Raw genomic sequence first — 20,383 nt, 5'->3', positions numbered from 1 at the left:
TTAGGCAATACTTGCCTCAATTAGGCTGTGCTCAATAAGGTTGCACTTGGATGACACGCGGTATGACCAGGATTAATGTCTTCCGCATGTCCACCCGAACCCAGACCAAGCGCAGCAAGTTTCAGGCCCTGCTGCAGGATCAGATCCGCAACGAATTCAGTGCCGAACATCAGTACATCGCGGTGGCGATGTGGTTCGACAATGCCGATCTTCCGGTCCTGGCCAAGTATTTCTACAAGCAGGCCGTCGAAGAGCGCAATCACGCGATGATGATCGCGCAGTATCTGATCGATCAGGACATCGCCGTCGAAATGCCCGGGATCGAGGCCGCCACTTCGCAATTCGCGAACGCCAAGGAGCCCATCGCGCTGGCACTCGCGCAGGAGCAGGCGGTCACCGAGCAGATCATCCAGCTCGCCAAGACCGCCCGGGAAGAGGGCGACTACCAGGGCGAGCAGTTCGTGCAGTGGTTCCTCAAGGAGCAGGTCGAAGAGGTCGCGACCATGAAGACGCTGCTCACCGTCGCCGAGCGGGCGAGCGCGAACCTGTTCGATCTGGAGAATTTCGTGCAGCGCGAAATGAGCGGCCCCAAGGACGCCTCGGGCGCCCCGCACGCCGCGGGTGGCTCGCTCTAAAAGCGATCACGAAAGGCCCGGTCCCTTGCGCTGGACCGGGCCTTTCGCATGTGCTCGGTGTGTTGTCTACCCGCCTTTCCCTTACTTCACCGGCACGTCGAGGTGGCCGGTGGAGTTCGCGGAAATGCTGGCGGACAACGTGCTGAACATCGACTTCACCAGGGACAGAATGGCATCCAAGGTAATTCTCCTCATCTGAACTTCAGGATGAGGAGAACGTAACCGAGCACTCAGACTGAAACAGTCGTTTTCCAGAAAATTCGGGCCGGGAAGTTTCCCGGCCCGATGCTCAGCGCAGGGTGACCTGGCGCGAGCGCAGACCGTCGCGCGAGCGCCGCTCCTCGGAGGTCAGCGGGGCGTCGGTCTTCAGCGCCGCGGCCAGCTTCGCGCCGAATTCGCGTGCGGGAGTCTCCCATTCGCTGGCGTGCTTCTCCGGGTCCAGGTCGAAGACCGGCACCAGCAGGCCGTGCGTGCGGAACGAGCCCGCGAACCGCGAACCCTCGCCCAGGTTCAGGTCACCGGCCGCGTGCAGGCGCGCCAGCGCCAGCATCAGCTGATCCTCGTCCTCGGGCCGCACCCAGCGGATGTGCGCCTTCTCGCCGGCGTCCACCCACCAGGCCGCGCCGATGGCGTCCGCGCCCAGCTCCAGCCGCGCCGACGGCATGATCGCCTGGTTGGCCTGCTCGATGGTCGCGGCCACCTGCGGGTCCGGGGTGACGCCCTCCGGCACCCACCAGTTGAAGTCCTGGTGGACGGTCAGGTCCAGGGCGGCGCCCGGGTCCAGCACCTCCGAAAGTCGCGGCGCGCCTTCGGTCTCCGCGCTGTTCAGCGATTCGCCCGGCGCGGCGGCCTGGGTCCACAGAATGGCGGCGGCCAGATCGGCGGCCGGATCGGCGGACTGGAACTGCACCTGCGTGCCGACGAAGCCGACCGGCTCGTCACCGGCCCGCACCAGCGCGGCGACCGCGCCCGGCAGCACCGTGGCGAGGGTGACCGCGCGCTCGGCGGCGACATTCGGCGACAGCTTCAGCGTCGCGGTCGCCGACGGCACGAACTCCCGCAGCGCGACCAGATCGCATTCGGCGGCCAGGCCCTCGAAGGGCCGCGTCACGGCCTGCGCGGCCGCCTGCTGGGCCTCGCGGCGGGCGGCCAGCTTCTGCGCCCGATTGCTGTCCGGCTTGGGACTGTTGCGCTTGCTCTTACCCATGAGTGGAAAACCTACAGGGTGCGCGATGGCGGCCCGCGACGGCGCGGGGGATTTACGCCGTGGTGAGAACGGCTTTGGTGCGGGCCGGGTAGTTGGTGGCGACCCAGTCCACCCCGAGGTCGGCGCAGAGCTGGACGTCCTCGGGATCGTCGCAGGTCCAGACGTAGGTGGCGCGGCCCGCGGCGGCGGCCTTGTCGACCAGGTCCGGATGCTCGCGCAGGGTGCGGACCGAGGGACCGATGGCGGTCGCGCCGACCGTGCCGGCCGCGCCGCCGGAGAGGTAGAGCGAGGATTCGCCCAGCAGCACCGTGGGCAGCAGCGGGGCCGCGCGGCGGATGCGCCAGACCGCGGTCGCCGCGAACGACATGACCACCGCGCGTGAATGATCCGCCGAGGCGGGCGCGCCGATGCCGAAGCGATTGAGCTCCTCCAGCAGCGCGGCCTCCACCTGCGCGCCGTAGCGGACCGGATGCTTGGTCTCGATGAAGAGCTTGGTGGGACGGCTCTTCCAGTCCAGCACCAGCTCGATGAGCTCGGCCAGGGTGAGCACGCCCTCGGGCTCGGCGTCGGTGCCGAAGTTCAGCGCCTTCAGCTCCTCGAGGGTCAGTTCGCTGACCGCGCCCGTACCGCTCGAGGTGCGGTCCACGGTGCGGTCGTGCACGCAGACCAGCTGCCCGTCGCGGGTCAGGCGGATATCGCATTCGACGCCGTCCGCACCCTCCTGCAGGGCGAGATCGTATGCGGCGAGCGTGTGTTCGGGTCGCGCCGCCGACGCCCCCCGGTGCGCGACCACGAACGGCGCACGACTGGCCCGGCTCACTTCGCCAATACCTCCTGTTGCTCTGCCTCCGGCGTCCCGCCGGGCGCGGTGACCTCATCATTGCCGACCGCGGCCACCGGCGCGCGCTCGGCAGACTGCGCGGTCTGCGGCCGCACCGGCTCGATCACCGGGTGCGCGGGCGCGGTGGCGATCACCCAGCGCCGCATCGGCTTCGGACGGCCCAGCGCGTCCAGGCCCGCGAACGCGCGCACCAGGACCAGCGAGGCGACCGCGACGGCCGCCGCCACCAGATCCGTCCACAGGCTCACCAGCACCCCGTCGGCCTGCACCTGCAGCGAGGACGCGAACCGGTAGCACACCGACACCACCACCAGGACGGCGTCGAGCAGCCAAGCGCCCCACCAGATCCGGACCGCGCGCAGCAGCCGCGGATCCGCGCCCGCCGCGATGCGCAGCCGGGCCGCCTCGGTCAGGAACACCCCGGGCCACACCAGATTCACCACCGGCACAACACAACCCAGCACCAGCGCGCGCAGCGACCGCGGATCGGTCTCCCCCAGGTCCGCGTACGCGGCGCGGCGGGTCTCGGTCAGCCAGCCGACCAGCGCCACCGCGGCCACCAGCGCCAGCGCCATGGCGACGATCGTCGAAACGGTCACGGCGGCATCGGAAATCCACAGCAGCCACGGCTGGATCAGCCGGGTGCGATTGCGTAGCAGGATGCCGTAGCGGCCCAGTTCGGTGAGAGCGGCCAGCACGAAGACACCGGCGGTGCCGAGCAGCAGTACCGAGACCCGATCGCTGAGCGCGGCCAGCGGGCGGCGCGGCGCGGCGGCCTCGACCGGCGGCCGATCGTGCAGGCCCCACTGCGGAATCTGGTGGTAGCGCGGCGTTTCGGCGGGCGGCCGCCGGACGGGCTGCTGCGCGGCAGCCGATTTCCGGCCGGGCGGGCGGGCCACCCAGCGATAGTTGCGGCGGTCGGCGGGCGCGTCGACGGGCGCGGGCGAGAGCAGCACGCCGTGGCAGCGCGGGCACCAGTGCAGCGGTTTGCCCTGGACCGCCCAGCGCGCGCCGCAGCGGGCGCACGGCTGCACGACGGTGGATCGCGATCGCACCTGTCCCCCGTTCATCGCTCCACCTCTCCGCGCCTAGTAGATCTTCGCCTCGGGACCGTCACCGGTGAGCGGCCGTCCGGTCTGCTGCCAGGCCACCATGCCACCCGAGACATTGACGGCCTCGTAGCCGATCTGGTTCAGGTACTGCACCACCGTGATGGATCGGCCGCCCTGCCGGCAGATCACGTAGATCTCGGCGTCGATATCCAATTCGTCGAGCCGGGCGGGCACCTCGGTGATGGGGATGTGCAGGGCGCCGGGCGCGCGGCCGAGCTGCCATTCGTCGTCCTCGCGGACGTCGAGGAGCTGGGCGGGCGCGGGCGCGGTCGAACCCCAGCCGTCCGCGGCGTCGAATTCCGCCGGCACCGCGTCGATCGGCACCGAGGGCACATCGGGGTTGCTCACGGTTTCGATCCTGCCACGCGCGCGCGAGGGCGGTGGAGTTCCGTACCTGCGCAGGGTTGGTTTCGGGAGTTATCCACATAATCCACAACCTGATCCACAGGTTGACAGCCGACCGGTTCGACCGATTTTTCATCCGGTCGGCCGTTCCGGAAGTCCCCTCCCCGTTCCGGAGCGGCCGACCGAGGCCCTCTGTCCCAGAAGGCCCTTACAGTGTGACGCCGCAGGTGAGCCCGCGGTTCCGTTCGGATCGGAAAAAAACGACAACACTACCGAAAAAGGGAAATCCTGGGCTCGGCCAGGCAAGATCGGTAGCCTGGCGCTATGACTGTGAGCAGGGGGCTACTCGACGGCCTGGACATCAAGGGACTCAACCTCGCGCTGTCGGAGGCGACCTGCCTCGGCATCGACGTCGACACGGCGGCCGGCACGCTACGGCTGGAACTCGACGTGCTGACCCTGCCCGAGGACGGTCCGCCACCCGAGGACTGCGACATCTACCTGACCCTCACCGGGGTCAGCCGGGTCGCGTGCTCGCTGCGCCGCCAGCGCTGGGACGACCTCGAGCCGGTTGTGCTGCCGCTCACCCTGGACGGCCTGCACGACGCGGTCAGCAGCTTCGGCGGCGGCGCGCTGCACGGCTGGGACTTCCTCGACCTGAGCGACAGCTCCTGGAGCCAGTGGCGCAAACTGCTCAGCTTCGACACCGAGCTGAGCGACGTCCCCGGCGAGCACATGATGGAGTTCTCCCAGGAGGAGGGCATCGACCCGCGCGAACTCGATGTGCGCGTGTGGTTCAACGGCGTCGAGGTGACCGACAAACAGGGCAATCCGATTCCGTTGCAGCAGTTCATCGACGGCGGTGTCCGCTGGTGGCAGGCGCACGACGCGGGCGACCCGCGCACCCAGCGTCCGGATGTGGTGCCGCCGCTGTAGCGGTCGGCTGACGGCAAGAAGGGGTTCGGGGACTTTGTCCCGGAACCCCTTTCGAATGCGGTGATCGAAGGACCTACGCGCCCAAACCGATCGGGCAGCTGACTCCGGTTCCGTGGTCCGGGCAGTAGCCGCCGGGGTTCTTGGCCAGGTACTGCTGGTGGTAACCCTCGGCGTAGAAGAACGCGGAAAGGTCGGGCAGCGGGGCGATCTCGGTGGTGATCGCACCGAATCCGGCCGCGGTCAACCGTTCCTGGTAGATGCCACGGGTCTCCTCGGCGACCTTCAGCTGCTCGTCGTCGAAGGTGTAGACGGCCGACCGGTATTGCGTGCCGCGGTCGTTGCCCTGTCGCATGCCCTGGGTCGGATCGTGGTTCTCCCAGAACTGCTTCAGGACTCCGGGATAGTCGATGACCTGTGGATCGAAAACCACCAGCACGGATTCGGTGTGCCCGGTGCGGCCCGAGCAGGTTTCCTCGTAGGTCGGATTCGGGGTGTATCCGCCCGCGTAGCCGACCGCGGTGCTGTACACGCCGTCGAGGTCCCAGTACCCCTTCTCCGCGCCCCAGAAGCAGCCCATGGCCACCACCGCGAGCCGCATACCGTCGGGGAACGGCGGTTTGAGGGGATGCCCGTTGAGGTAGTGCTGCTCGGGGACCACCAGGGGCTCGGAGCGGCCGGGCAGGGCTTGCTCGGCGGTCACCATGGTCGGTTCCGGTAGTCGCAAACGTCCAACGAACTCGTCGTACCACGACATGACTCGATGCTACGGGACCCGGCGGAAGCGGCGGCGATGTTGCGATCGCCGGGATTCCAAAGGTTGGGAAAGATATACATCCGCCGGAATGTGGGGGCGCGCAGCCCGGTTGCAGACGAGCGGGTGTACGAATGATGGTTGGGTGCGCCTCGGACCATGCCGAGGGCACACGGCCCCGACACTGAAAGGGACATCGTGGCTGTTTACACGCTGCCTGAACTCGATTACGACTACTCGGCCCTGGAGCCCTTCATCTCCGGGCAGATCAACGAGATCCACCACACCAAGCACCACGCCGCCTACGTGGCCGGCGTCAACGCCGCCCTCGAGAAGCTGGAGGAGGCGCGCGCCAAGGACGACCACGCCGCCATCTTCCTGAACGAGAAGAACCTCGCGTTCCACCTCGGCGGCCACGTCAACCACTCCATCTGGTGGAAGAGCCTGTCCAAGGACGGCGGCGACAAGCCGGTCGGCGACCTGGCCTCGGCCATCGACGAGGAGTTCGGCTCCTTCGACAAGTTCGTCGCGCAGTTCTCGGCGGCCGCCAACGGCCTGCAGGGCTCGGGCTGGGCGTGGCTGGGCTACGACACCCTGGGCAACAAGCTGCTCACCTTCCAGCTGACCGATCAGCAGGGCAACGTGCCGCTGGGCATCATCCCGCTGCTGGGCCTGGACATGTGGGAGCACGCCTTCTACCTGCAGTACAAGAACGTCAAGGCGGACTACGTCAAGGCTTTCTGGAACGTGGTCAACTGGGCCGAAATCCAGGACCGCTACGGCAAGGCCGTCAACCAGGGCAAGGGCCTGATCTTCGGCTGATGCCGGTGGGGGCCGTGCCCCCACGACCCCGAAGGGGGATTCGGGGACGCAGCCCCCGAACCCCCGATCGCCGGGGTCCGTACGCCTGAGACCCGCGAACCGAATGGTTCGCGGGTCTTTCGCATTTCGGCAGGGCGGGTGCTAGCAGTCATTGGTACTTGTGTGCCAGTTCAGTTCTGGTACAACCTGGGTATCCCAACAGCAGCACGGGCACAGCCGCCCCCGGTTCGAGTTCGGGAGGGCACATCATGGGTGGTCAGATCGGTGTCATGCCGTTCCACGCGCGCGGTTCGCTGCAGGGATTCGTGATCTCCGGGCGATGGCCGGAGTCGACCAAGGAATGGGCACAGGTGCTGGTGCTCGCGGTACGGGTGGCGAGCATGCCCGGGCTGTTGCCGACGTCCACGGTGTTCGGGGCGCGGGAGGAACTCCCCGATGATCCTGATCCGGCGATGGTGGGGCTGGTGATCGCGGAGGGCACTGTGCTGGGCTCGGAAGGCTTGCAGCCCGGCATGTTTGCCGGACATGTGCCACCGGCGTTGCTCATGCTGCATCCGCCGCGCGAGACGCAACCCTCGCTACCCGAGTGCGCGGGCGCGGCCTCGGGCTGCCTGCTGCTGCCGGGGCTGCCGCACCTGGGACTCGAACATCGGGCGGCGTGGGTGGAAACCGACAGCGACGGGACGGTGACCTCCATGGTTTCGCGGGTCGGGGTGGATCCGATCAGTGATCCCGACACCGCGGTTCTGGCCATGCTGCTGGCCGCGTAAGGGTAACCGAAACCTTTCGGCAGCTTCGCCAAACTTATTGCGCGCATTGCGATTTGGGCGACAGTCGTTTGCACGCGCCCGGTTTGCCGGAGTAGAGTGGCCCCGAGCGAAGGGGAGTAGCCCCCAATCACGCCGTCGACATACTGATCCTTCCCGGGTCCGGCGCGTGAACCGGAAGACCTCCGGTGGGCGAGACCTTCGGCCGATACGAACCAAACCGATTACCGGTGCGGTGTCGGCTGAAGCGCACCCCCGCATTCAGTCGGCAGGCCGGAGACCTGGGAGCTGACGATTCATGATCGCCACGATATTGCTGAGCTTCGGCGTGCTCTTTCTCGCCGAACTGGGCGATAAATCGCAACTCATGGCGCTGACCTTCGCGCTGCGCTACCGCTGGTGGGTGGTGCTGTCCGCCATCACCGTCGCGAGCGTGCTGGTCAATCTCATCGCCGTCGGCGTCGGCCACTTCCTCGGCGCGGCCCTGCCGACCGGAGTCATTTCCCTCTGCGCCGCCGCCACTCTCATCGGTGTGGGTCTGTGGACGCTGCGCGAGACCTTACCGTCGAACGCCACCGACGGCGCGGAAGAGATTGCGCCGCAGTCCAAGTCCCGTAATGCGTTCCTGGTGGTGCTGTCGGCGTTCCTGCTGGCCGAGCTGGGCGACCGCACCATGTTCGCCACCATGGCCCTGGCCACCGAGAAGAGCTGGGTCGCGGTGTGGATCGGGTCGGTCGCGGGCATGGTGGCCGCGGGCGGGCTGGCCATCCTGATCGGCGTGACCATCGGCAAGCACATTCCGGAGCGGCTCATCGCCGTCTGCTCGGGCCTGCTGTTCCTGTACTTCGGCGCGCTGACCCTGCTCGAGGCCTTCGCGCACGGCCTGAGCACCCCGGTCGCGGCCGTGGTGTCGCTGGCGCTGCCCGCGCTCGCCGGAGCGGTGCTGCTGGTGCTGCGCCGCCGGGCCGAGGTACAGCCGTCAGTCGCCGAGCACGGTGTTGCCGAACAGTTCTCCGCTGCGCCGCACGAGGTCCAGTAGCGGCTCCCGCAATTCCCGCAGGCCGTCCAGGTCACCGACCGCGATGCGCGCGGTGACCATGGCGCTCAGGGCCGCGACCAGGGTCTGACAGGCGAAGCGCTGCGGTTCGGTTTCGGCACCGAGCACATCGGCGACCATGGCCACGAAGGTCTCCTGCAACTGCGTGCGCCGCGCGATCGCCTCCGGGCCGACCGCGTAGACCTCGACGAGAAACAAACGGGCGTAGGCGGGTTGGCCGGCCAGCGCCTCCAGGTACGCGCCGAGCACGCGTTCGATGCGCTCGGTGCGGGTCTCGCCGTCGAACTCCGCGCCGGTGGCGGTCAGGATGCCGGTCAGCATGAGTTCCGCGGCGCGCTCGTAGGCGGCCTCGAAACAGTCCTCCTTGGAACGGAATTGCTCGTAGAAGGTCTCGCGGGAGACGCCGGCCCGCTTGATGACCGCGGCCACCGGCGTTCCGACATAACCGTTCTCGGCCATCGACTCGGCCATGGCGAGCAGGATGCGGTCGCGCTGGGCGGCGACCACGGTCTCACGGGGCAGGCCGTGGCGGCCGCGGGGCAGTTGGCGGGTTGCCGAATCGGTCATGTGCGGGACTCCGTTGGCCGGTGCGTTCAGGCGAGGTTTCTCATTCTGCTGGGTCGAGCCGGTTGATCGGTGGTGAAGCCGGTCGGTTCGGTGCGGGCGATCTCCAATCCACCGGCCACCCCGCGGCGTAGCGAGTAGTCGACCAGGCGTTGCGCGAGCGGGCGACACCACAGCACCATGCTGACCCAGTACGGCGAGACGATGCGACGGGAGCGGCGGGCCAGGGCGCGTTCGCAGGCGTCGATGGCCGGGCCCAGCGGGGCGATGCCGGAAATCGTGGAGCGGCCCAGGATGCTGCGCGCGGCCTCGGTGCCGAAGCCGCGACCGGTCATCTCGGTGTCGAGTTCGGCGAAGTAGGCCATGCCGACCTTGGCTCCGGTGTGGCGCAGTTCGATGCGCAGGGTGTCGCCGAGCGCCTCGACGGCGGCCTTGGAGGCGCTGTAGGCCCCGGCCAGGGGTAGGTGGATGGCCGCGGCCAGCGAGGAGATGAGCAGGACGTAGCCGTCGCGGTGGGCGAGATGGGGTCCGGCGGCGCGCAGCGTGTAGTAGACGCCGAGGACATTGACCGCCAGGGTCTCCTCGAGCACGGTCGGGTCGCCGCCGACCAGCGAGAGTTGCCGGGCGATACCGGCATTGCAGACCACGGCGTCCAGGCTGCCCAGTTCCGCGGTGAGTGAGTTGACCACCCGCTCGACCTGGGCCGGATCACCGATGTCGCAGTAGCGCCAGGGCGCGTCGCCGCACTCGGCCGCGACCTGGGACAACAGCGACTCCTCGATGCCGAGCAGTGCCACGTGTGCGCCGTGCTGATGCAGCTGACGGGCCAGGGCGGCACCGATGCCGCGCGCCGCGCCGGTGATCAGGATGCGTTTACCGGCCACACCTGCGTTCATGTATGCGAAGTTACCACTTAGACGAACAACAGTGTTCGCAAATTTGCGAGCAGTGCCCGCAACGAAGGCCGGGCTTTGCGAAGTGCACAACCGCGGATTCCTCGAAGCAGCACTGTGCCGGGGTGGAAAACGCCCAAACCCGACCCCGCGCGGGGCCCGCACCCGCCCCGGCTATCGTGCCTATTGACGGAGGGCCAGTGAGAGGGCCTTCCACCGTCGAGAGGACCATTCACCGTGGAGATTTCGGGCTCCGCCGCCATTGTCACCGGAGGTGCGTCCGGGCTGGGTGCGGCCACCGCCAAGCGCTTCGCCGACGCGGGCGCGACCGTGTTCGGCCTGGATCTGGCTCAGTCCATCGAGCGCGCGGGCGACAGCGTCCCCGCCGGTGTCACCCTGATCCCGACCGACGTCACCAGCGGTGACGAGGTGGCCGCCGCGGTCGCCAAGGTCGTGGAATCCGGTGTGCCGCTGCGCATCGTCGTCAACTGCGCCGGTGTGGGCTGGGCGGGACGCATCCTGTCCAAGAACGGCCCGCACGATCTGGAGCTGTTCCGCACGGTGATCACCGTGAACCTGCTCGGCTCCTTCAATGTGATGCGCCTGGCCGCCGACGCCATCGCCAAGACCGATCCGGTCGACGAGTACGGCTCGCGCGGCGTCATCATCAACACCGCCTCGGTCGCGGCGTTCGAGGGCCAGATCGGGCAGATCGCCTACTCCGCCTCCAAGGGCGGCGTGGCCGGCATGACCATCCCGGCCGCGCGTGACCTGGCGCAGTTCGGCATTCGCGTGAACACCATCGCGCCCGGCATCATCGACACCCCGATGCTGGCCGGTGTCACCGAGGAGTACCGCAAGGGCCTGGAGTCCGGCGTGCCGTTCCCGTCGCGCCTGGGCCGCCCGGACGAGTACGCGCAGCTCGCGCAGTACATCACCGAGCACGACTACCTCAACGGCGAGACCATCCGCATGGACGGCGCTCTCCGCATGGCTCCGCGCTGACGCTGGGCCTTGGGGTTCACCCCAACCCCGGGGAGATTGTGGGGCCGGCCCCCACACCCCCAAAGAGAGGCCGGGACCCGTATCCCAAAGGCAACAAGGCCCGCACCGGATTCCGGTGCGGGCCTTGTGTTTTAGGCTTTGAGGCTCGGAGCCTCAGCAACTCACCTTAGTGAGGGCGGACCGCAGCAGCCTGCGGGCCCTTCTTGCCCTCGGTGATCTCGAAGGAGACCGCCTGGCCCTCCTCGAGCTGACGGTAGCCGTTGCCCTCGATCTCCGAGTAGTGGACGAAAACGTCGGGGCCGTCTTCGCGGGCGATGAAGCCGTAGCCCTTCTCCGCGTTGAACCACTTGACGGTGCCCTGAACCATTACCTTCTCCTGACGAGGTGTTTCTTTTATTGCGTGGGTGCCGCGGCAGCGGTACCCGGGGTCGATCAGAAGGCGGCTTACAACTTGCCTGGCAAGGTGAAGCAACGCCCGCACACTGTTCCGCGCGAGCATGTTGAACACGAACACGAAAAACTTACGACCAAGACGTACAACGTACGCGCTCGCGTGAAGTTCCCGAAATTGCCAGAGGATGCCGATCGTCACATTTGCGCCAAACCGGGCATGACCGATTCCCGCTCGCTATAGGTCGGGCTCCTGCGGCTTTGCCACAGGAGCCCGATCCGAACGCGAATCTCAGAGCGTGCGGGTCAACCGGTCGGCGAGGATTCGCGCGAAGTGCGCGGGATCCTTGAGCTCGCCGCCCTCGGCGAGAACCGCGGTGCCGTAGAGCAATTCGGCGGTCTCGGTGAGCGCCTCCGGCTTCTCGGCCTCGTCCTTCACCGTCGCGTACGCGTCACGCAGGCCGGTGACCAGCGCGTGCGAGGGGTTCAGTTCGAGAATGCGCTTGCTGTGCGGGAGCTCCTGGCCGGAGGCGCGGTACATGCGTTCCAGCATCGGAGTGAAATCGAACACATCACCAACGATGCAGGCCGGGGAGGTGGTGAGCCGGTTGGTCAGGCGCACCTCCTTCACATCCGCGTCGAGGGTCTCCTGCAGCCACTTCAGGACATCGGAGAAGTCCTTCTCCTGCTGTTCGCGCAGCTGCTCGGAGGCCTTTTTCTCGTCCTCGGTCTCCAGATCCACCTCGCCCTTGGCGATGGAGACGATGGGTTTGCCCTCGAACTCGGTGACCGAGCCGACCCACATCTCGTCGACCGGATCGGTCAGTACCAGCACCTCGAGGCCCTTGGCCTTGAACGCCTCGATGTGCGGGGAGTTCTCGATCTGCGCCCGGGTCTCGCCGGTCATGTAGTAGATGGCCGACTGGGTTTCCGGCATGCGCTCGACGTAGTCGGCAAGGGAGGTCAGCTCGGTCTCGGAATGCGTGGAGGCGAAAGACGAGACGCCCAGGATGGTTTCGCGGTTGTCGGCATCCGACAGCAGGCCCTCCTTGAGGACGCGGCCGAATTCCTTCCAGAACTCCTGGTACTTGGTCTTGTCCTCGGCATTGCGCAGGTCCTTGACCGTGGACAGCACCTTCTTGACCAGGCGCTTGCGGATCATCTGGATCTGGCGGTCCTGCTGCAGGATCTCGCGGGAGACATTGAGCGACAGGTCCTGCGCGTCCACCACGCCCTTGACGAAGCGCAGGTACTCCGGCATCAGCTCTTCGCAGTTGTCCATGATGAACACCCGGCGCACATAGAGCTGCACGCCGCGCTTGTGCTCACGGGTGAACAGGTCGAAGGGCGCGTGCGACGGAATGAACAGCAGCGCCTGGTATTCGAAGGTGCCCTCGGCCTTCATCGGGATGATCTCGAGCGGATCGTCCCAGGCGTGCGCGACATGCTTGTAGAACTCGGTGTACTCCTCGTCGGAGACCTCGCTGCGCGGACGCGTCCACAGCGCCTTCTGCGAGTTCAGCGTCTGGGTCTCGACCAGGGTCTTCTCGGTCTTGTCCTCGCCCTCACCGTCCATGACGGTGCGCTCGACATCCATGCGGATGGGCCAGGCAATGAAATCCGAGTACTTCTTGACGATTTCGCGGAGCTTCCACTCCTGCGTGTAGTCGAAGAGGTGGTCCTCGTCGTCGGAGGGCTTGAGGTGCAACGACACCGAGGTGCCCTGCGGGGCGTCGGCCAGCTCCTCGATCGAGTAGGTCGGGCTGCCCGCCTCGGATTCCCAACGGGTGCCGGTGGACTCGCCCGCCTTGCGGGTGGTCAGGGTGACCTTGTCGGCCACCATGAAGGTCGAGTAGAAGCCGATGCCGAACTGGCCGATCAGCTCCTCCGCCTGCTGATCGTCCGGCTTGGCCTCCAGCAGCTGCTTGCGCAGCGCGGCCGTGCCCGACTTGGCGAGGGTGCCGATCAGATCCACCACCTCGGCCCGTGACATGCCGATGCCGTTGTCGCGCACCGTGAGTACGCGGTTGTCGCGATCGACCTCGAGCTCGATGTGCAGATCGGAGGTGTCGGCTTGCAGGTCCTTGTCGCGGAAGGTCTCCAGGCGCAGCTTGTCCAGCGCGTCGGAGGCATTGGAGACCAGCTCCCGCAGGAAGGTGTCCTTGTTCGAATACACCGAGTGAATCATCAGCTCCAGCAGCTGATGGGTCTCGGCCTGAAACTCCAGGTGTTCGATGTGTTCGGTCACGACGCGATATTACGACGGGAGAAGTCGGCGATGGAGGGAACCTCCGCGTCCGCCCGATCGGTCATCCAGTCCCGCAGCACCTTCGTGGCCTGCACATCGTCCTCGTTGTACTCGAGGATGCGGGTGCGCTGGGACAGGTCCGGCTCGCCGCCCTCGTAGGCGACGGCCAGGCGATACCAGGACATGGAGGCCTCGCCGCCGGCTTCGGCGTCGCGCCAATGGAATCCGGCCACCGGCGCGATCTTCTTGAGGCCCTTGCCGTTCGGGCAGATGAACTGCTCGGACACGGCCTGGAACATGTCGACCCACTGCGGGCCGTCCACGAACTGCTGGATCTCGCGCTCAGTCGGAATGCCGGGGCGACCGGCGAACCGGCGCGCCGACTCGTAGAGCCACTTGTCCTCGGCGGTGCGCGAATAGCAGTAGGCGGCAAACGTTTTGCCGTCCGCCGCGGCCTGGGCGCGCACGCTCATGAGCCAGGCCCAGAACTCGGCGAAGGAGCGGCCCTCGTCCTCGGTGGGCAGCGGATCCCAGGTGACGAACGGGCGGTAGACGCCGTCGAGCAGCGTGCCCCACAGGTAGGCGCCGTGCTCCTGGTAGCTCTCCAGGTCCACGTCCACCTCGACGTCGGCGCGGGTGACGCGCACCCGCTCGACCCGGCGGACCAGCGGCGCGCCGGTGGCCCAGGCGCGGGCGGTGACCACGGTCTCGGTGAACGGCTCGTACTGCCAGTCGTCGGGTTCGTCGCCGCTCCAGGCGGCCAGATCGTCGATGGTCTCGACGCCGTGGCGGCGCAGCACCTCCGCGCGCGAACCCGGCGCCACCAGGCTCACATCGCGATGCTCGGACAGCCACTGCTCACAGCTGCGGCCGCCCTCCTCGGGCGCGCGGCTCCACCACGGGCACTGGCGGCACTCGGGGACTTTCGAAGGGACCGTGGGCAGTTCGCCGCGCACCACCGCGATGCGGTCGGCGTAGCGGACGTCGTAGTCGTCCAGGATCGGACCCAGGTCGTGCACCAGGATCCGGTCGAAGTGGTAGCCGATCGCGCCGCCCACCAGGGCCGGGCTGGCCAGGCCGTGACGCTGCAGCATGCGGTAGAGGTGGGCCAGGCGCTGCTGGTCGCGCGGCTGCGGGCGGGTGCGAACGTGCCTGTCGGGCCGCGGGTTCCAGGCGAACAGCTCGCTGGTCGTGGGGTGGTAGTCGGCCGGATCGGGCTGGCGCGGATCGCTCACCTTGTGATTGACCACGATGACCGGGATGTAGCCGCCGCGATCGGTATCGCGCCAAAGGATTTCGCAGCCGCCGCGGCGGCCGGTGTCGGGCTCCTGCGGCAGCAGGCCGCCCCAGATGCGTTCGGCCCCCGACTCCATGGCGGCCATGGTGGCGGCGGCCCGCAGGTGCGCGGGCTGCTGCGGATCGATGACCGTCCAGAGTTCGGGCGCCGCGCCGACCAGCGTGTCCCGCACATGCAATCGATGCGCCGCGGCGGCCTCCCGCCGCTGCTGCACGCCGGCGTCCTCGGCAACTCCGGTCAACACGCCCGGATGGCTGGCGTCCAGATGAAGCCGGTGCCGACATCCGATCAACGAACGCGCGTCCAAGAACGCAGCCCGCTCGCCATGGTCACCGATGCCCGAATACACGCCAGTCAGTATGGCCCGAACCCCCGACATTCCTACGAACTGGCACCGAAACCGCCCGGCGCTCGCTGCGCGCCGAGCCCACCCGTTAGGGTGATTCGCAAACTGTGTTTCATGGGCGGACAGGCAATTCCCCCGGCCCTGTGCTGCCATGGCGAACCAGCATGACGGAGGCCATCTATGGGGTTGTTCGGCAAGCGCAAGAAGCGGGTCAGCCGCCGGGCCGAGGCGAAAGCCCTCAAGCACAAGGCCGGTATGGAGGCCAAGCTCGGGGCGCGCAACGAGCGCAAGAAGAATCGCGCCGAGATGCGCACGCAGAAGCAGGTCGCGAAGGCGGAGATCGCCAAGCTGCAGGCCGAGGAGAAGGCGGCCAACAAGCTGGCCGCCCGCGCCGAACGGGATCCGTTCAGCGCGGCCTCGATCCGCAAGTACCTCGGCGTGGCGCGCATCCTGGTGCCGGTGCTGGCGCCGCTGGCCTATCGTGGCGCGACCTTCGTGCGCGGGCAGCTCGACAATCGTCGCGCCCAGCAACTGGGCGTCGGGCTCGATCAGCTCGGCGATTTCGCGGGACCCGGCGCCAAGCTGCAGGCCCGCATCGCGAGCACCGAATCCACGCTCTCCGATATCGAGGCGAAGAGCTCCGACGCCGAGACCAAGAAGTTCGTGGCCGCCGGCCGCGACCGCCTGGACAGCCTGTCCGCGGCCGTGCGCACCGCGGCCCAGATGCCGGTGCAGCGCCGCCGCGCCGTGCACGCCTCCATCTCCAACGAGCTCTCCGGCCTGGAGGCCGATGTGCTCGCCCGGCTCGGCGTGAAGTGAACTGAGTAAACCCATGAACCCGATGCGCGGCGGACTCGCGGGAGTCGCCATGGCGGCCCTGGCGGTCGGCGCGCACGGGTTCGCGGGCGGCGGCTACCCCGGCTCCTCGGGGCTGATGATGCTGGTGCTGGTGACGGCCGCGCTGGGCGCGCTGGCCGCCGCCCTCCGGCCGCGCGCCGCACTGCCCGTCCTCATGGTGGCGGGCCAGCCGCTGTGCCATCTCGCGCTGAGCGGGCTGGTGCAGCACGGACATGCCGCGCACGCAATGGAATTCGCGGACCACGGACCGATGGTGGCCGCGCACACTATCGCGGCGGTGGGCTGCGCCTTCCTCATCCTGGTCGCCGAGCGGTTGTACGGACTGGTCTCACACACGGTCCGGGTGGTGTCCACCCGGCCCCGAGCCGATGCGGTGCGGGTCGCGTACCCGCGGCCGCCGCGCTCGATCCCGACCCCGAAAACCCTTCTCGCACTGGGCGCGAGCGGACCGCGCGCGCCCCCGGTTACGGCGTAACCCCGTTCCCTAACTCCCCGTAACCATTGTCAGAGAAGGCAATTCCGTCATGAACACCTCTCTTTCGCGCGCCCTCGTCGCGTCCGCCGCCGTCGGCGGTCTCACGCTGATCGGCACCGGCGTCGCCGCCGCGCACGTCCACGTGGACGCCCCCGGCGCGAGCCAGGGCGGCTACACGGTCGCCACCTTCCGAGTGCCGGACGAATCCGATACGGCCTCCACCACCAAGCTCACCGTGACGCTGCCCGCAGTGAAGAGCGCTCGCACCGAACCGCTGCTGGGCTGGACCGCCAAGGTCGAGAAGAACGCCCAGGGTGACGCCGTCGCGGTCACCTGGACCGCCGATCCCGGCAATGCGGGCATCGCCCCGGGCCAGTTCCAGCGCTTCGCGGTCTCGCTCGGCCCGCTGCCCAAGCAGGACAAGGTCACCTTCGACACCGCGCAGACCTACAGCGACGGCAAGGTGGTGAACTGGAACCAGCCGATGAACGCCGACGGCAGTGAGCCCGAGAACCCCGCGCCCACGCTGAATCTCAGCGCCGCCGGTGGCGATGACGACCACACCGAGGCGGCCGCGGACACCAAGTCCGCCGACAACACCGCCCGCTGGCTCGGCGGCATCGGCCTGGTCCTGGGCGCGCTCGGCGCGGCCCTCGGCCTGGGCAGCGTCCTGCGGGGACGGAAGTCATGAGCCGCAAACTGCTGGCCGGTCTGGTGACCGGCCTGCTGGTCACCGGATTCGCGCTGCTGGGCGGCGGTGTCGCGAACGCGCACTCCGCGCCCATCGGGTCCAGCCCGGACAACGGCGCGCAGGTCGACGCCTCCCCCGGCACGGTCAGCATCACCTTCAACGAGAACCTGCAGCCCGCCTACCCGTCCATGACGGTCACCGGGCCGGACAAGAACCTCTGGTCCAAGGGGCAGCCGAAGGTGGACGGGCCGACCATCAGCATCGAGGTCGGGGAGCTGGGTCCGGTCGGCGAGTACACCATCGCCTACCGGGTCACCTCCGCGGACGGCCACCCCGTCAGCGGCAAGCGGACCTTCACACTCACCAAGCCCGGCAACGGAACTCCCGGACCCAAGTCCGACTCGACCGCCAAGTCCGGCGGCTCGGACAGCGGCGGTGTCCCGCTGTGGGTGTTCGTGGTGGGCGCGATCGTGCTGTTCGGCGGCGGCCTGGCCTTCGCCCTGTTCGGCGGGCGGGGTAAGAAGCGTCCGTGAACCGGCCCGACCGCACCGATCGCCGCGGCCCCGCGATGACCGGTAGCAAATCTCCGAAATGGCTACTGCTGCTGGTCATCCCGGTCGCCTGGGACGGTGCGGCGCTGGCCTGGCTGCTCGCCTCCGGCGATCCGGTCCAGGCCGAGGCGCCGGTGCGGGTGCTGGCCGACTGCGCGGGCGCGACCGTGCTCGGGCTGGCCGCGCTGCCGCGGCTGTCGGACCGGCTCAGCCCGCGCTGGCGGCTGCTCACCATCCTCGCCGCGGTCTGGGCGGCAATGGAATTCGCCATGCTGGTGCTGGAAGCCGCGGAGGTGCAAGGGGTTCCGGCGCGGCAGCTGAGCGCCGCGCAGTTCGGCGACTATCTCACGCACGTGAGCGGCGGGCAGATCGGTATCGCGCTGCTCGTGGGCAGCGGTGCGGTCGCGGTCTACAGCGCCTTCGGTTTCCGCAATCCGGACCGCGCCACCGCGGATCTGGTGCTGGTGTTCACGGCCGTCACGCTGGCGCTGCGGCCGATCACCGGGCACATGTCGCAGCAAACGCTCGGCTCGGTGCTGGCGGCGGTGCACGCGCTGGCCGCCGCGGCCTGGTTCGGGATGCTGCTGGCGCTGGCGCTGACCGTGCGCTCCCGGGGCGAGTGGGCGGTGCTACTGCCGCGGTACTCGAATTGGGCGCTGCCGCTGGTGATCACGGTGACCCTCACCGGAGTGATCAACGGGCTGGTCCGGATCGGCGGCGTGACGCCGCTGGTGACCAGCGGCTACGGGCGCATTCTGGTGGCCAAGACGGTGCTGGTGTGCGTGCTGCTCGCCATGGGGTGGTGGTGGCGGAGAAGCTGGGTGCCGAAGGTCGCCGATCACCGCATGGAGGCGGATGCGTCACTGCGGCGCGCGATCGTGGAGGTGCTGGTGATGGCGCTGGTGTTCGGACTGGCCGGAACGCTGGCCGTCACCGCGTGAGGAGCCCGGCCCGAATTCGCGTGGGCCGCCTCATAGATGGCATGCATCACAAGATCTGCGGGTCAAACTGCAACAAGTTACTGTGGCCCGCATGACCGAAGTCAAGATCGTCGCGGACTGCGCCGCCTCGGCCGAATCGGCCTTCGCCTATGTCAACGACTACCGGCACCTGCCGAAGTTCATCAATGAGATCAGCGCCTTCACCCCGCTGACCGAACAGGTCGAGGGCGTGGACGCCACCTTCGACGGCACCATTCAGCTCGGCCCGATCACGCTGCACTCCACCATCAAGATCGTGCGCCACGAGCCCGGCTACGCCATCGGGGTGAAGTCCATCAAGGGATTCGAGATCGAATCCACCTTCCTCTTCCACGACAAGGGCGAGGAATCCTGCACCATCGACGCCATCGTCGACTACCGGGTCCCGGGCGGCCTCGCGGGCAAGATCCTCGGCAAGACCATCGAGCCCTTCGTGAAACTCGCGGTGAAGAGCTCCACCCACAACCTGGTGACGCAGGTCGCCGAATTCCACACCGCCAACGCCTGAGGAAGCCCAACTCTCGGGACTCTCAGGGGCTTCGCCCCCGAACCCCCAAAAGCAGCCACAAGGCTGATCCACCCAGGGTCGTCAGTGTCGCCGACCCCCTGCGGTTGTTCCGCACTCCCCCACCAGGGATCCTGGGCATATGCCCGAACGCACCACTCCGACTCCGCTGCAGCGCCTCGGCTACATCTGCGGCCGAACGCTTCCGCCTTCCATGTCGGATTGGGTGCTCGAGGATCTGACCGGACCCGGCGCCACGCGGCGCTATCTGCTGCGGATTCTGATTCCGATCATTCCGGTGCTGTGCCTGTTCCTGCTGATTCCCGGCCCGCTCTGGATGGGCCTGGCCATGATGGCGCTGCTGTACCTGCCGCTCATCTACTTCACGGTGGCCCTCACCTACGTGTTCCGCCGCAACAAGCTCATCAAGCACGGCTTCGATCCCGAACTGGCCGATGCCGGTCGCCGCGCCCGCGCGGCCGCCGACCGCGCCGCCTACGAACAGCGCCACGGCCGCGCCTGATTCGTGTGTCCCCGGTCTCGATTCGAGTTCGGCGGCGGGGCGGAGGAATACGCTCGATTCCAGAGTTATTCGGCTTCGGGTTCGATGGAGAACCAGATGGAACCACACTGGGCGGGCGGGTATTTCCTGGCGAGTGACGCCGATCGGGACCGCGCGATCGAGACGCTGAACCAGAATTTTCAGGCCGGGCGGCTCACCGTCGAAGAGCTGTCCGAGCGAATAGGCCGGGCCCTGAACTCCCGGACCTGCGCGGAACTCGATGTGGTCATGACCGGATTGCCGTGGCAGCGCGCGAGTTTGCCGGTGTACCCGAATATGCCGGGGTACCCGAATACGCCCGGATATCGGCCGTACTACGCGCCCGCCGGACCGCGCTCCAAGGGGATGGGGATCACCTCGTTCGTGCTCGGGGTGTTCGGCTTCATCTGCGGCCTGACCGCGGTGCCGGCGGTGATCCTCGGATTGGTGGCGCTGACCGTCGACGCGGAGCGCCGCGACGACAAGGGCTTCGCCATCGCCGGGCTGGCGGTGGGCCTCCTGTGGATGACGATCTTCGCCTGGATTTTCTTCCGTTGAGCGCCTGA

At 67.9% G+C, this 20,383-nt stretch carries 24 protein-coding genes; 14 read left to right on the top strand and 10 right to left on the bottom strand.

Annotated elements, in window-relative coordinates; genetic code table 11:
• Nucleotides 1-86 precede the first annotated feature (86 nt).
• On the top strand, nt 87-635 hold the full coding sequence (locus tag ON43_RS00350) for a ferritin (protein WP_040802286.1): 549 nt from the start codon (nt 87-89) through the stop codon (nt 633-635).
• Between the two features lie 289 nt (nt 636-924).
• On the opposite strand, the gene ON43_RS00345 is transcribed toward ON43_RS00350, so the two are convergent.
• The 4 genes from ON43_RS00345 to ON43_RS00330 are packed head-to-tail and all read right to left on the bottom strand — an operon-like array spanning nt 925 to nt 4,143.
• Nucleotides 925-1,842, bottom strand: a complete 918-nt coding sequence (locus tag ON43_RS00345; protein ID WP_040802285.1) for a DUF5926 family protein — start codon at nt 1,840-1,842, stop codon at nt 925-927.
• 52 nt (nt 1,843-1,894) lie between these two features.
• A complete protein-coding gene (locus ON43_RS00340; RefSeq protein WP_040802284.1) occupies nt 1,895-2,662 on the bottom strand; it encodes a glycerophosphodiester phosphodiesterase in 768 nt (255 codons plus the stop codon).
• Nucleotides 2,659-3,753, bottom strand: coding sequence for a DUF4328 domain-containing protein (locus tag ON43_RS00335; RefSeq protein ID WP_040802283.1), 1,095 nt, complete (start codon nt 3,751-3,753; stop codon nt 2,659-2,661). Before ON43_RS00335 ends, ON43_RS00340 begins: the two co-directional genes overlap by 4 nt.
• An 18-nt stretch (nt 3,754-3,771) precedes the next feature.
• On the bottom strand, nt 3,772-4,143 hold the full coding sequence (locus tag ON43_RS00330; protein WP_040802282.1) for a rhodanese-like domain-containing protein: 372 nt from the start codon (nt 4,141-4,143) through the stop codon (nt 3,772-3,774).
• Between the two features lie 321 nt (nt 4,144-4,464).
• Between ON43_RS00330 and ON43_RS00325 the strand changes: the two genes are divergently transcribed.
• Complete coding sequence (locus tag ON43_RS00325; RefSeq protein ID WP_040802281.1) at nt 4,465-5,076, top strand: hypothetical protein; 612 nt, start codon at nt 4,465-4,467, stop codon at nt 5,074-5,076.
• 73 nt (nt 5,077-5,149) lie between these two features.
• On the opposite strand, the gene msrA is transcribed toward ON43_RS00325, so the two are convergent.
• Nucleotides 5,150-5,830, bottom strand: a complete 681-nt coding sequence (gene msrA, locus ON43_RS00320; RefSeq protein ID WP_040802279.1) for a peptide-methionine (S)-S-oxide reductase MsrA — start codon at nt 5,828-5,830, stop codon at nt 5,150-5,152.
• Nucleotides 5,831-6,025: 195 nt separating this feature from the next.
• Here msrA and ON43_RS00315 point away from each other — a divergent pair, with 195 nt between their 5' ends.
• The 3 genes from ON43_RS00315 to ON43_RS00305 all read left to right on the top strand — a co-directional run bounded on the left by ON43_RS00315 (nt 6,026) and on the right by ON43_RS00305 (nt 8,455).
• Nucleotides 6,026-6,649, top strand: a complete 624-nt coding sequence (locus ON43_RS00315; RefSeq protein ID WP_040802278.1) for a superoxide dismutase — start codon at nt 6,026-6,028, stop codon at nt 6,647-6,649.
• Nucleotides 6,650-6,897: 248 nt separating this feature from the next.
• Nucleotides 6,898-7,419: a hypothetical protein gene (locus ON43_RS00310; protein ID WP_040802276.1), complete on the top strand. Its 522-nt coding sequence runs from the start codon at nt 6,898-6,900 to the stop codon at nt 7,417-7,419.
• A gap of 295 nt (nt 7,420-7,714) precedes the next feature.
• Entirely contained in the window at nt 7,715-8,455 is a 741-nt protein-coding gene (locus tag ON43_RS00305) for a TMEM165/GDT1 family protein (protein ID WP_040802274.1), read from the top strand.
• Here ON43_RS00305 and ON43_RS00300 read toward each other — a convergent pair.
• Nucleotides 8,396-9,040, bottom strand: coding sequence for a TetR/AcrR family transcriptional regulator (locus ON43_RS00300; RefSeq protein ID WP_040802273.1), 645 nt, complete (start codon nt 9,038-9,040; stop codon nt 8,396-8,398). The two genes, ON43_RS00305 and ON43_RS00300, sit on opposite strands and share 60 nt — an antisense overlap.
• A 26-nt stretch (nt 9,041-9,066) precedes the next feature.
• The gene (locus tag ON43_RS00295) at nt 9,067-9,933 is read right to left on the bottom strand and encodes an SDR family NAD(P)-dependent oxidoreductase (protein ID WP_040802272.1); all 867 of its coding nucleotides are present in this window, start codon (nt 9,931-9,933) and stop codon (nt 9,067-9,069) included.
• Nucleotides 9,934-10,167: 234 nt separating this feature from the next.
• On the opposite strand from ON43_RS00295, the gene ON43_RS00290 reads away from it, so the two are divergent.
• On the top strand, nt 10,168-10,935 hold the full coding sequence (locus ON43_RS00290; protein WP_040802270.1) for an SDR family NAD(P)-dependent oxidoreductase: 768 nt from the start codon (nt 10,168-10,170) through the stop codon (nt 10,933-10,935).
• A 166-nt stretch (nt 10,936-11,101) separates the two neighbouring features.
• Here the strand turns inward: ON43_RS00290 and ON43_RS00285 are convergent, their stop codons facing one another.
• The 3 genes from ON43_RS00285 to ON43_RS00275 all read right to left on the bottom strand — a co-directional run bounded on the left by ON43_RS00285 (nt 11,102) and on the right by ON43_RS00275 (nt 15,249).
• Nucleotides 11,102-11,302 (bottom strand): cold-shock protein, encoded by a 201-nt coding sequence (locus ON43_RS00285; protein WP_033085228.1) that lies wholly within the window; start codon nt 11,300-11,302, stop codon nt 11,102-11,104.
• 315 nt (nt 11,303-11,617) lie between these two features.
• Nucleotides 11,618-13,573 (bottom strand): molecular chaperone HtpG, encoded by a 1,956-nt coding sequence (htpG, locus tag ON43_RS00280; RefSeq protein ID WP_040802269.1) that lies wholly within the window; start codon nt 13,571-13,573, stop codon nt 11,618-11,620.
• Nucleotides 13,570-15,249: a TM0106 family RecB-like putative nuclease gene (locus ON43_RS00275; RefSeq protein WP_083913047.1), complete on the bottom strand. Its 1,680-nt coding sequence runs from the start codon at nt 15,247-15,249 to the stop codon at nt 13,570-13,572. Before ON43_RS00275 ends, htpG begins: the two co-directional genes overlap by 4 nt.
• Before the next feature lie 147 nt (nt 15,250-15,396).
• Between ON43_RS00275 and ON43_RS00270 the strand changes: the two genes are divergently transcribed.
• The 8 genes from ON43_RS00270 to ON43_RS42050 all read left to right on the top strand — a co-directional run bounded on the left by ON43_RS00270 (nt 15,397) and on the right by ON43_RS42050 (nt 20,375).
• The gene (locus ON43_RS00270) at nt 15,397-16,035 is read left to right on the top strand and encodes a DUF6474 family protein (protein ID WP_040802268.1); all 639 of its coding nucleotides are present in this window, start codon (nt 15,397-15,399) and stop codon (nt 16,033-16,035) included.
• Nucleotides 16,036-16,048: 13 nt separating this feature from the next.
• On the top strand, nt 16,049-16,549 hold the full coding sequence (locus ON43_RS00265) for a hypothetical protein (protein WP_051177675.1): 501 nt from the start codon (nt 16,049-16,051) through the stop codon (nt 16,547-16,549).
• A 49-nt stretch (nt 16,550-16,598) separates the two neighbouring features.
• Complete coding sequence (locus ON43_RS00260; RefSeq protein ID WP_040802267.1) at nt 16,599-17,240, top strand: YcnI family copper-binding membrane protein; 642 nt, start codon at nt 16,599-16,601, stop codon at nt 17,238-17,240.
• Nucleotides 17,237-17,773: a copper resistance CopC family protein gene (locus tag ON43_RS00255; RefSeq protein WP_040802266.1), complete on the top strand. Its 537-nt coding sequence runs from the start codon at nt 17,237-17,239 to the stop codon at nt 17,771-17,773. Before ON43_RS00260 ends, ON43_RS00255 begins: the two co-directional genes overlap by 4 nt.
• Nucleotides 17,770-18,732: a CopD family protein gene (locus ON43_RS00250; RefSeq protein ID WP_245568414.1), complete on the top strand. Its 963-nt coding sequence runs from the start codon at nt 17,770-17,772 to the stop codon at nt 18,730-18,732. The genes ON43_RS00255 and ON43_RS00250 overlap by 4 nt, the downstream gene beginning before the upstream one ends.
• A gap of 91 nt (nt 18,733-18,823) precedes the next feature.
• Nucleotides 18,824-19,279, top strand: a complete 456-nt coding sequence (locus tag ON43_RS00245; RefSeq protein ID WP_040802265.1) for an SRPBCC family protein — start codon at nt 18,824-18,826, stop codon at nt 19,277-19,279.
• Nucleotides 19,280-19,418: 139 nt separating this feature from the next.
• Nucleotides 19,419-19,799, top strand: coding sequence for a DUF5313 family protein (locus tag ON43_RS00240; protein ID WP_040802264.1), 381 nt, complete (start codon nt 19,419-19,421; stop codon nt 19,797-19,799).
• A 96-nt stretch (nt 19,800-19,895) separates the two neighbouring features.
• Nucleotides 19,896-20,375, top strand: a complete 480-nt coding sequence (locus ON43_RS42050; RefSeq protein WP_167333402.1) for a DUF1707 and DUF4190 domain-containing protein — start codon at nt 19,896-19,898, stop codon at nt 20,373-20,375.
• Nucleotides 20,376-20,383: the final 8 nt, after the last annotated feature.

Source organism: Nocardia concava NBRC 100430 (genome assembly GCF_000308815.1).
Lineage (GTDB): Bacteria > Actinomycetota > Actinomycetes > Mycobacteriales > Mycobacteriaceae > Nocardia > Nocardia concava.
Note: the sequence above shows the minus strand (reverse complement) of the source record. Positions and strands in the feature narration are given on the sequence as shown.

Excerpts from the sequence above, each read along its gene's own strand:
- ON43_RS00350 (WP_040802286.1), top strand. The coding sequence starts at position 87 with ATGTCCACCCGAACCCAGACCAAGCGCAGCAAGTTTCAGGCCCTGCTG.
- ON43_RS00345 (WP_040802285.1), bottom strand. The coding sequence starts at position 1,842 with ATGGGTAAGAGCAAGCGCAACAGTCCCAAGCCGGACAGCAATCGGGCG.
- ON43_RS00335 (WP_040802283.1), bottom strand. The coding sequence starts at position 3,753 with ATGAACGGGGGACAGGTGCGATCGCGATCCACCGTCGTGCAGCCGTGC.
- ON43_RS00325 (WP_040802281.1), top strand. The coding sequence starts at position 4,465 with ATGACTGTGAGCAGGGGGCTACTCGACGGCCTGGACATCAAGGGACTC.
- msrA (WP_040802279.1), bottom strand. The coding sequence starts at position 5,830 with ATGTCGTGGTACGACGAGTTCGTTGGACGTTTGCGACTACCGGAACCG.
- ON43_RS00310 (WP_040802276.1), top strand. The coding sequence starts at position 6,898 with ATGGGTGGTCAGATCGGTGTCATGCCGTTCCACGCGCGCGGTTCGCTG.
- ON43_RS00305 (WP_040802274.1), top strand. The coding sequence starts at position 7,715 with ATGATCGCCACGATATTGCTGAGCTTCGGCGTGCTCTTTCTCGCCGAA.
- ON43_RS00300 (WP_040802273.1), bottom strand. The coding sequence starts at position 9,040 with ATGACCGATTCGGCAACCCGCCAACTGCCCCGCGGCCGCCACGGCCTG.
- ON43_RS00295 (WP_040802272.1), bottom strand. The coding sequence starts at position 9,933 with ATGAACGCAGGTGTGGCCGGTAAACGCATCCTGATCACCGGCGCGGCG.
- ON43_RS00285 (WP_033085228.1), bottom strand. The coding sequence starts at position 11,302 with ATGGTTCAGGGCACCGTCAAGTGGTTCAACGCGGAGAAGGGCTACGGC.
- ON43_RS00275 (WP_083913047.1), bottom strand. The coding sequence starts at position 15,249 with ATGTCGGGGGTTCGGGCCATACTGACTGGCGTGTATTCGGGCATCGGT.
- ON43_RS00270 (WP_040802268.1), top strand. The coding sequence starts at position 15,397 with ATGGGGTTGTTCGGCAAGCGCAAGAAGCGGGTCAGCCGCCGGGCCGAG.
- ON43_RS00265 (WP_051177675.1), top strand. The coding sequence starts at position 16,049 with ATGAACCCGATGCGCGGCGGACTCGCGGGAGTCGCCATGGCGGCCCTG.
- ON43_RS00260 (WP_040802267.1), top strand. The coding sequence starts at position 16,599 with ATGAACACCTCTCTTTCGCGCGCCCTCGTCGCGTCCGCCGCCGTCGGC.
- ON43_RS00255 (WP_040802266.1), top strand. The coding sequence starts at position 17,237 with ATGAGCCGCAAACTGCTGGCCGGTCTGGTGACCGGCCTGCTGGTCACC.
- ON43_RS00245 (WP_040802265.1), top strand. The coding sequence starts at position 18,824 with ATGACCGAAGTCAAGATCGTCGCGGACTGCGCCGCCTCGGCCGAATCG.
- ON43_RS00240 (WP_040802264.1), top strand. The coding sequence starts at position 19,419 with ATGCCCGAACGCACCACTCCGACTCCGCTGCAGCGCCTCGGCTACATC.
- ON43_RS42050 (WP_167333402.1), top strand. The coding sequence starts at position 19,896 with ATGGAACCACACTGGGCGGGCGGGTATTTCCTGGCGAGTGACGCCGAT.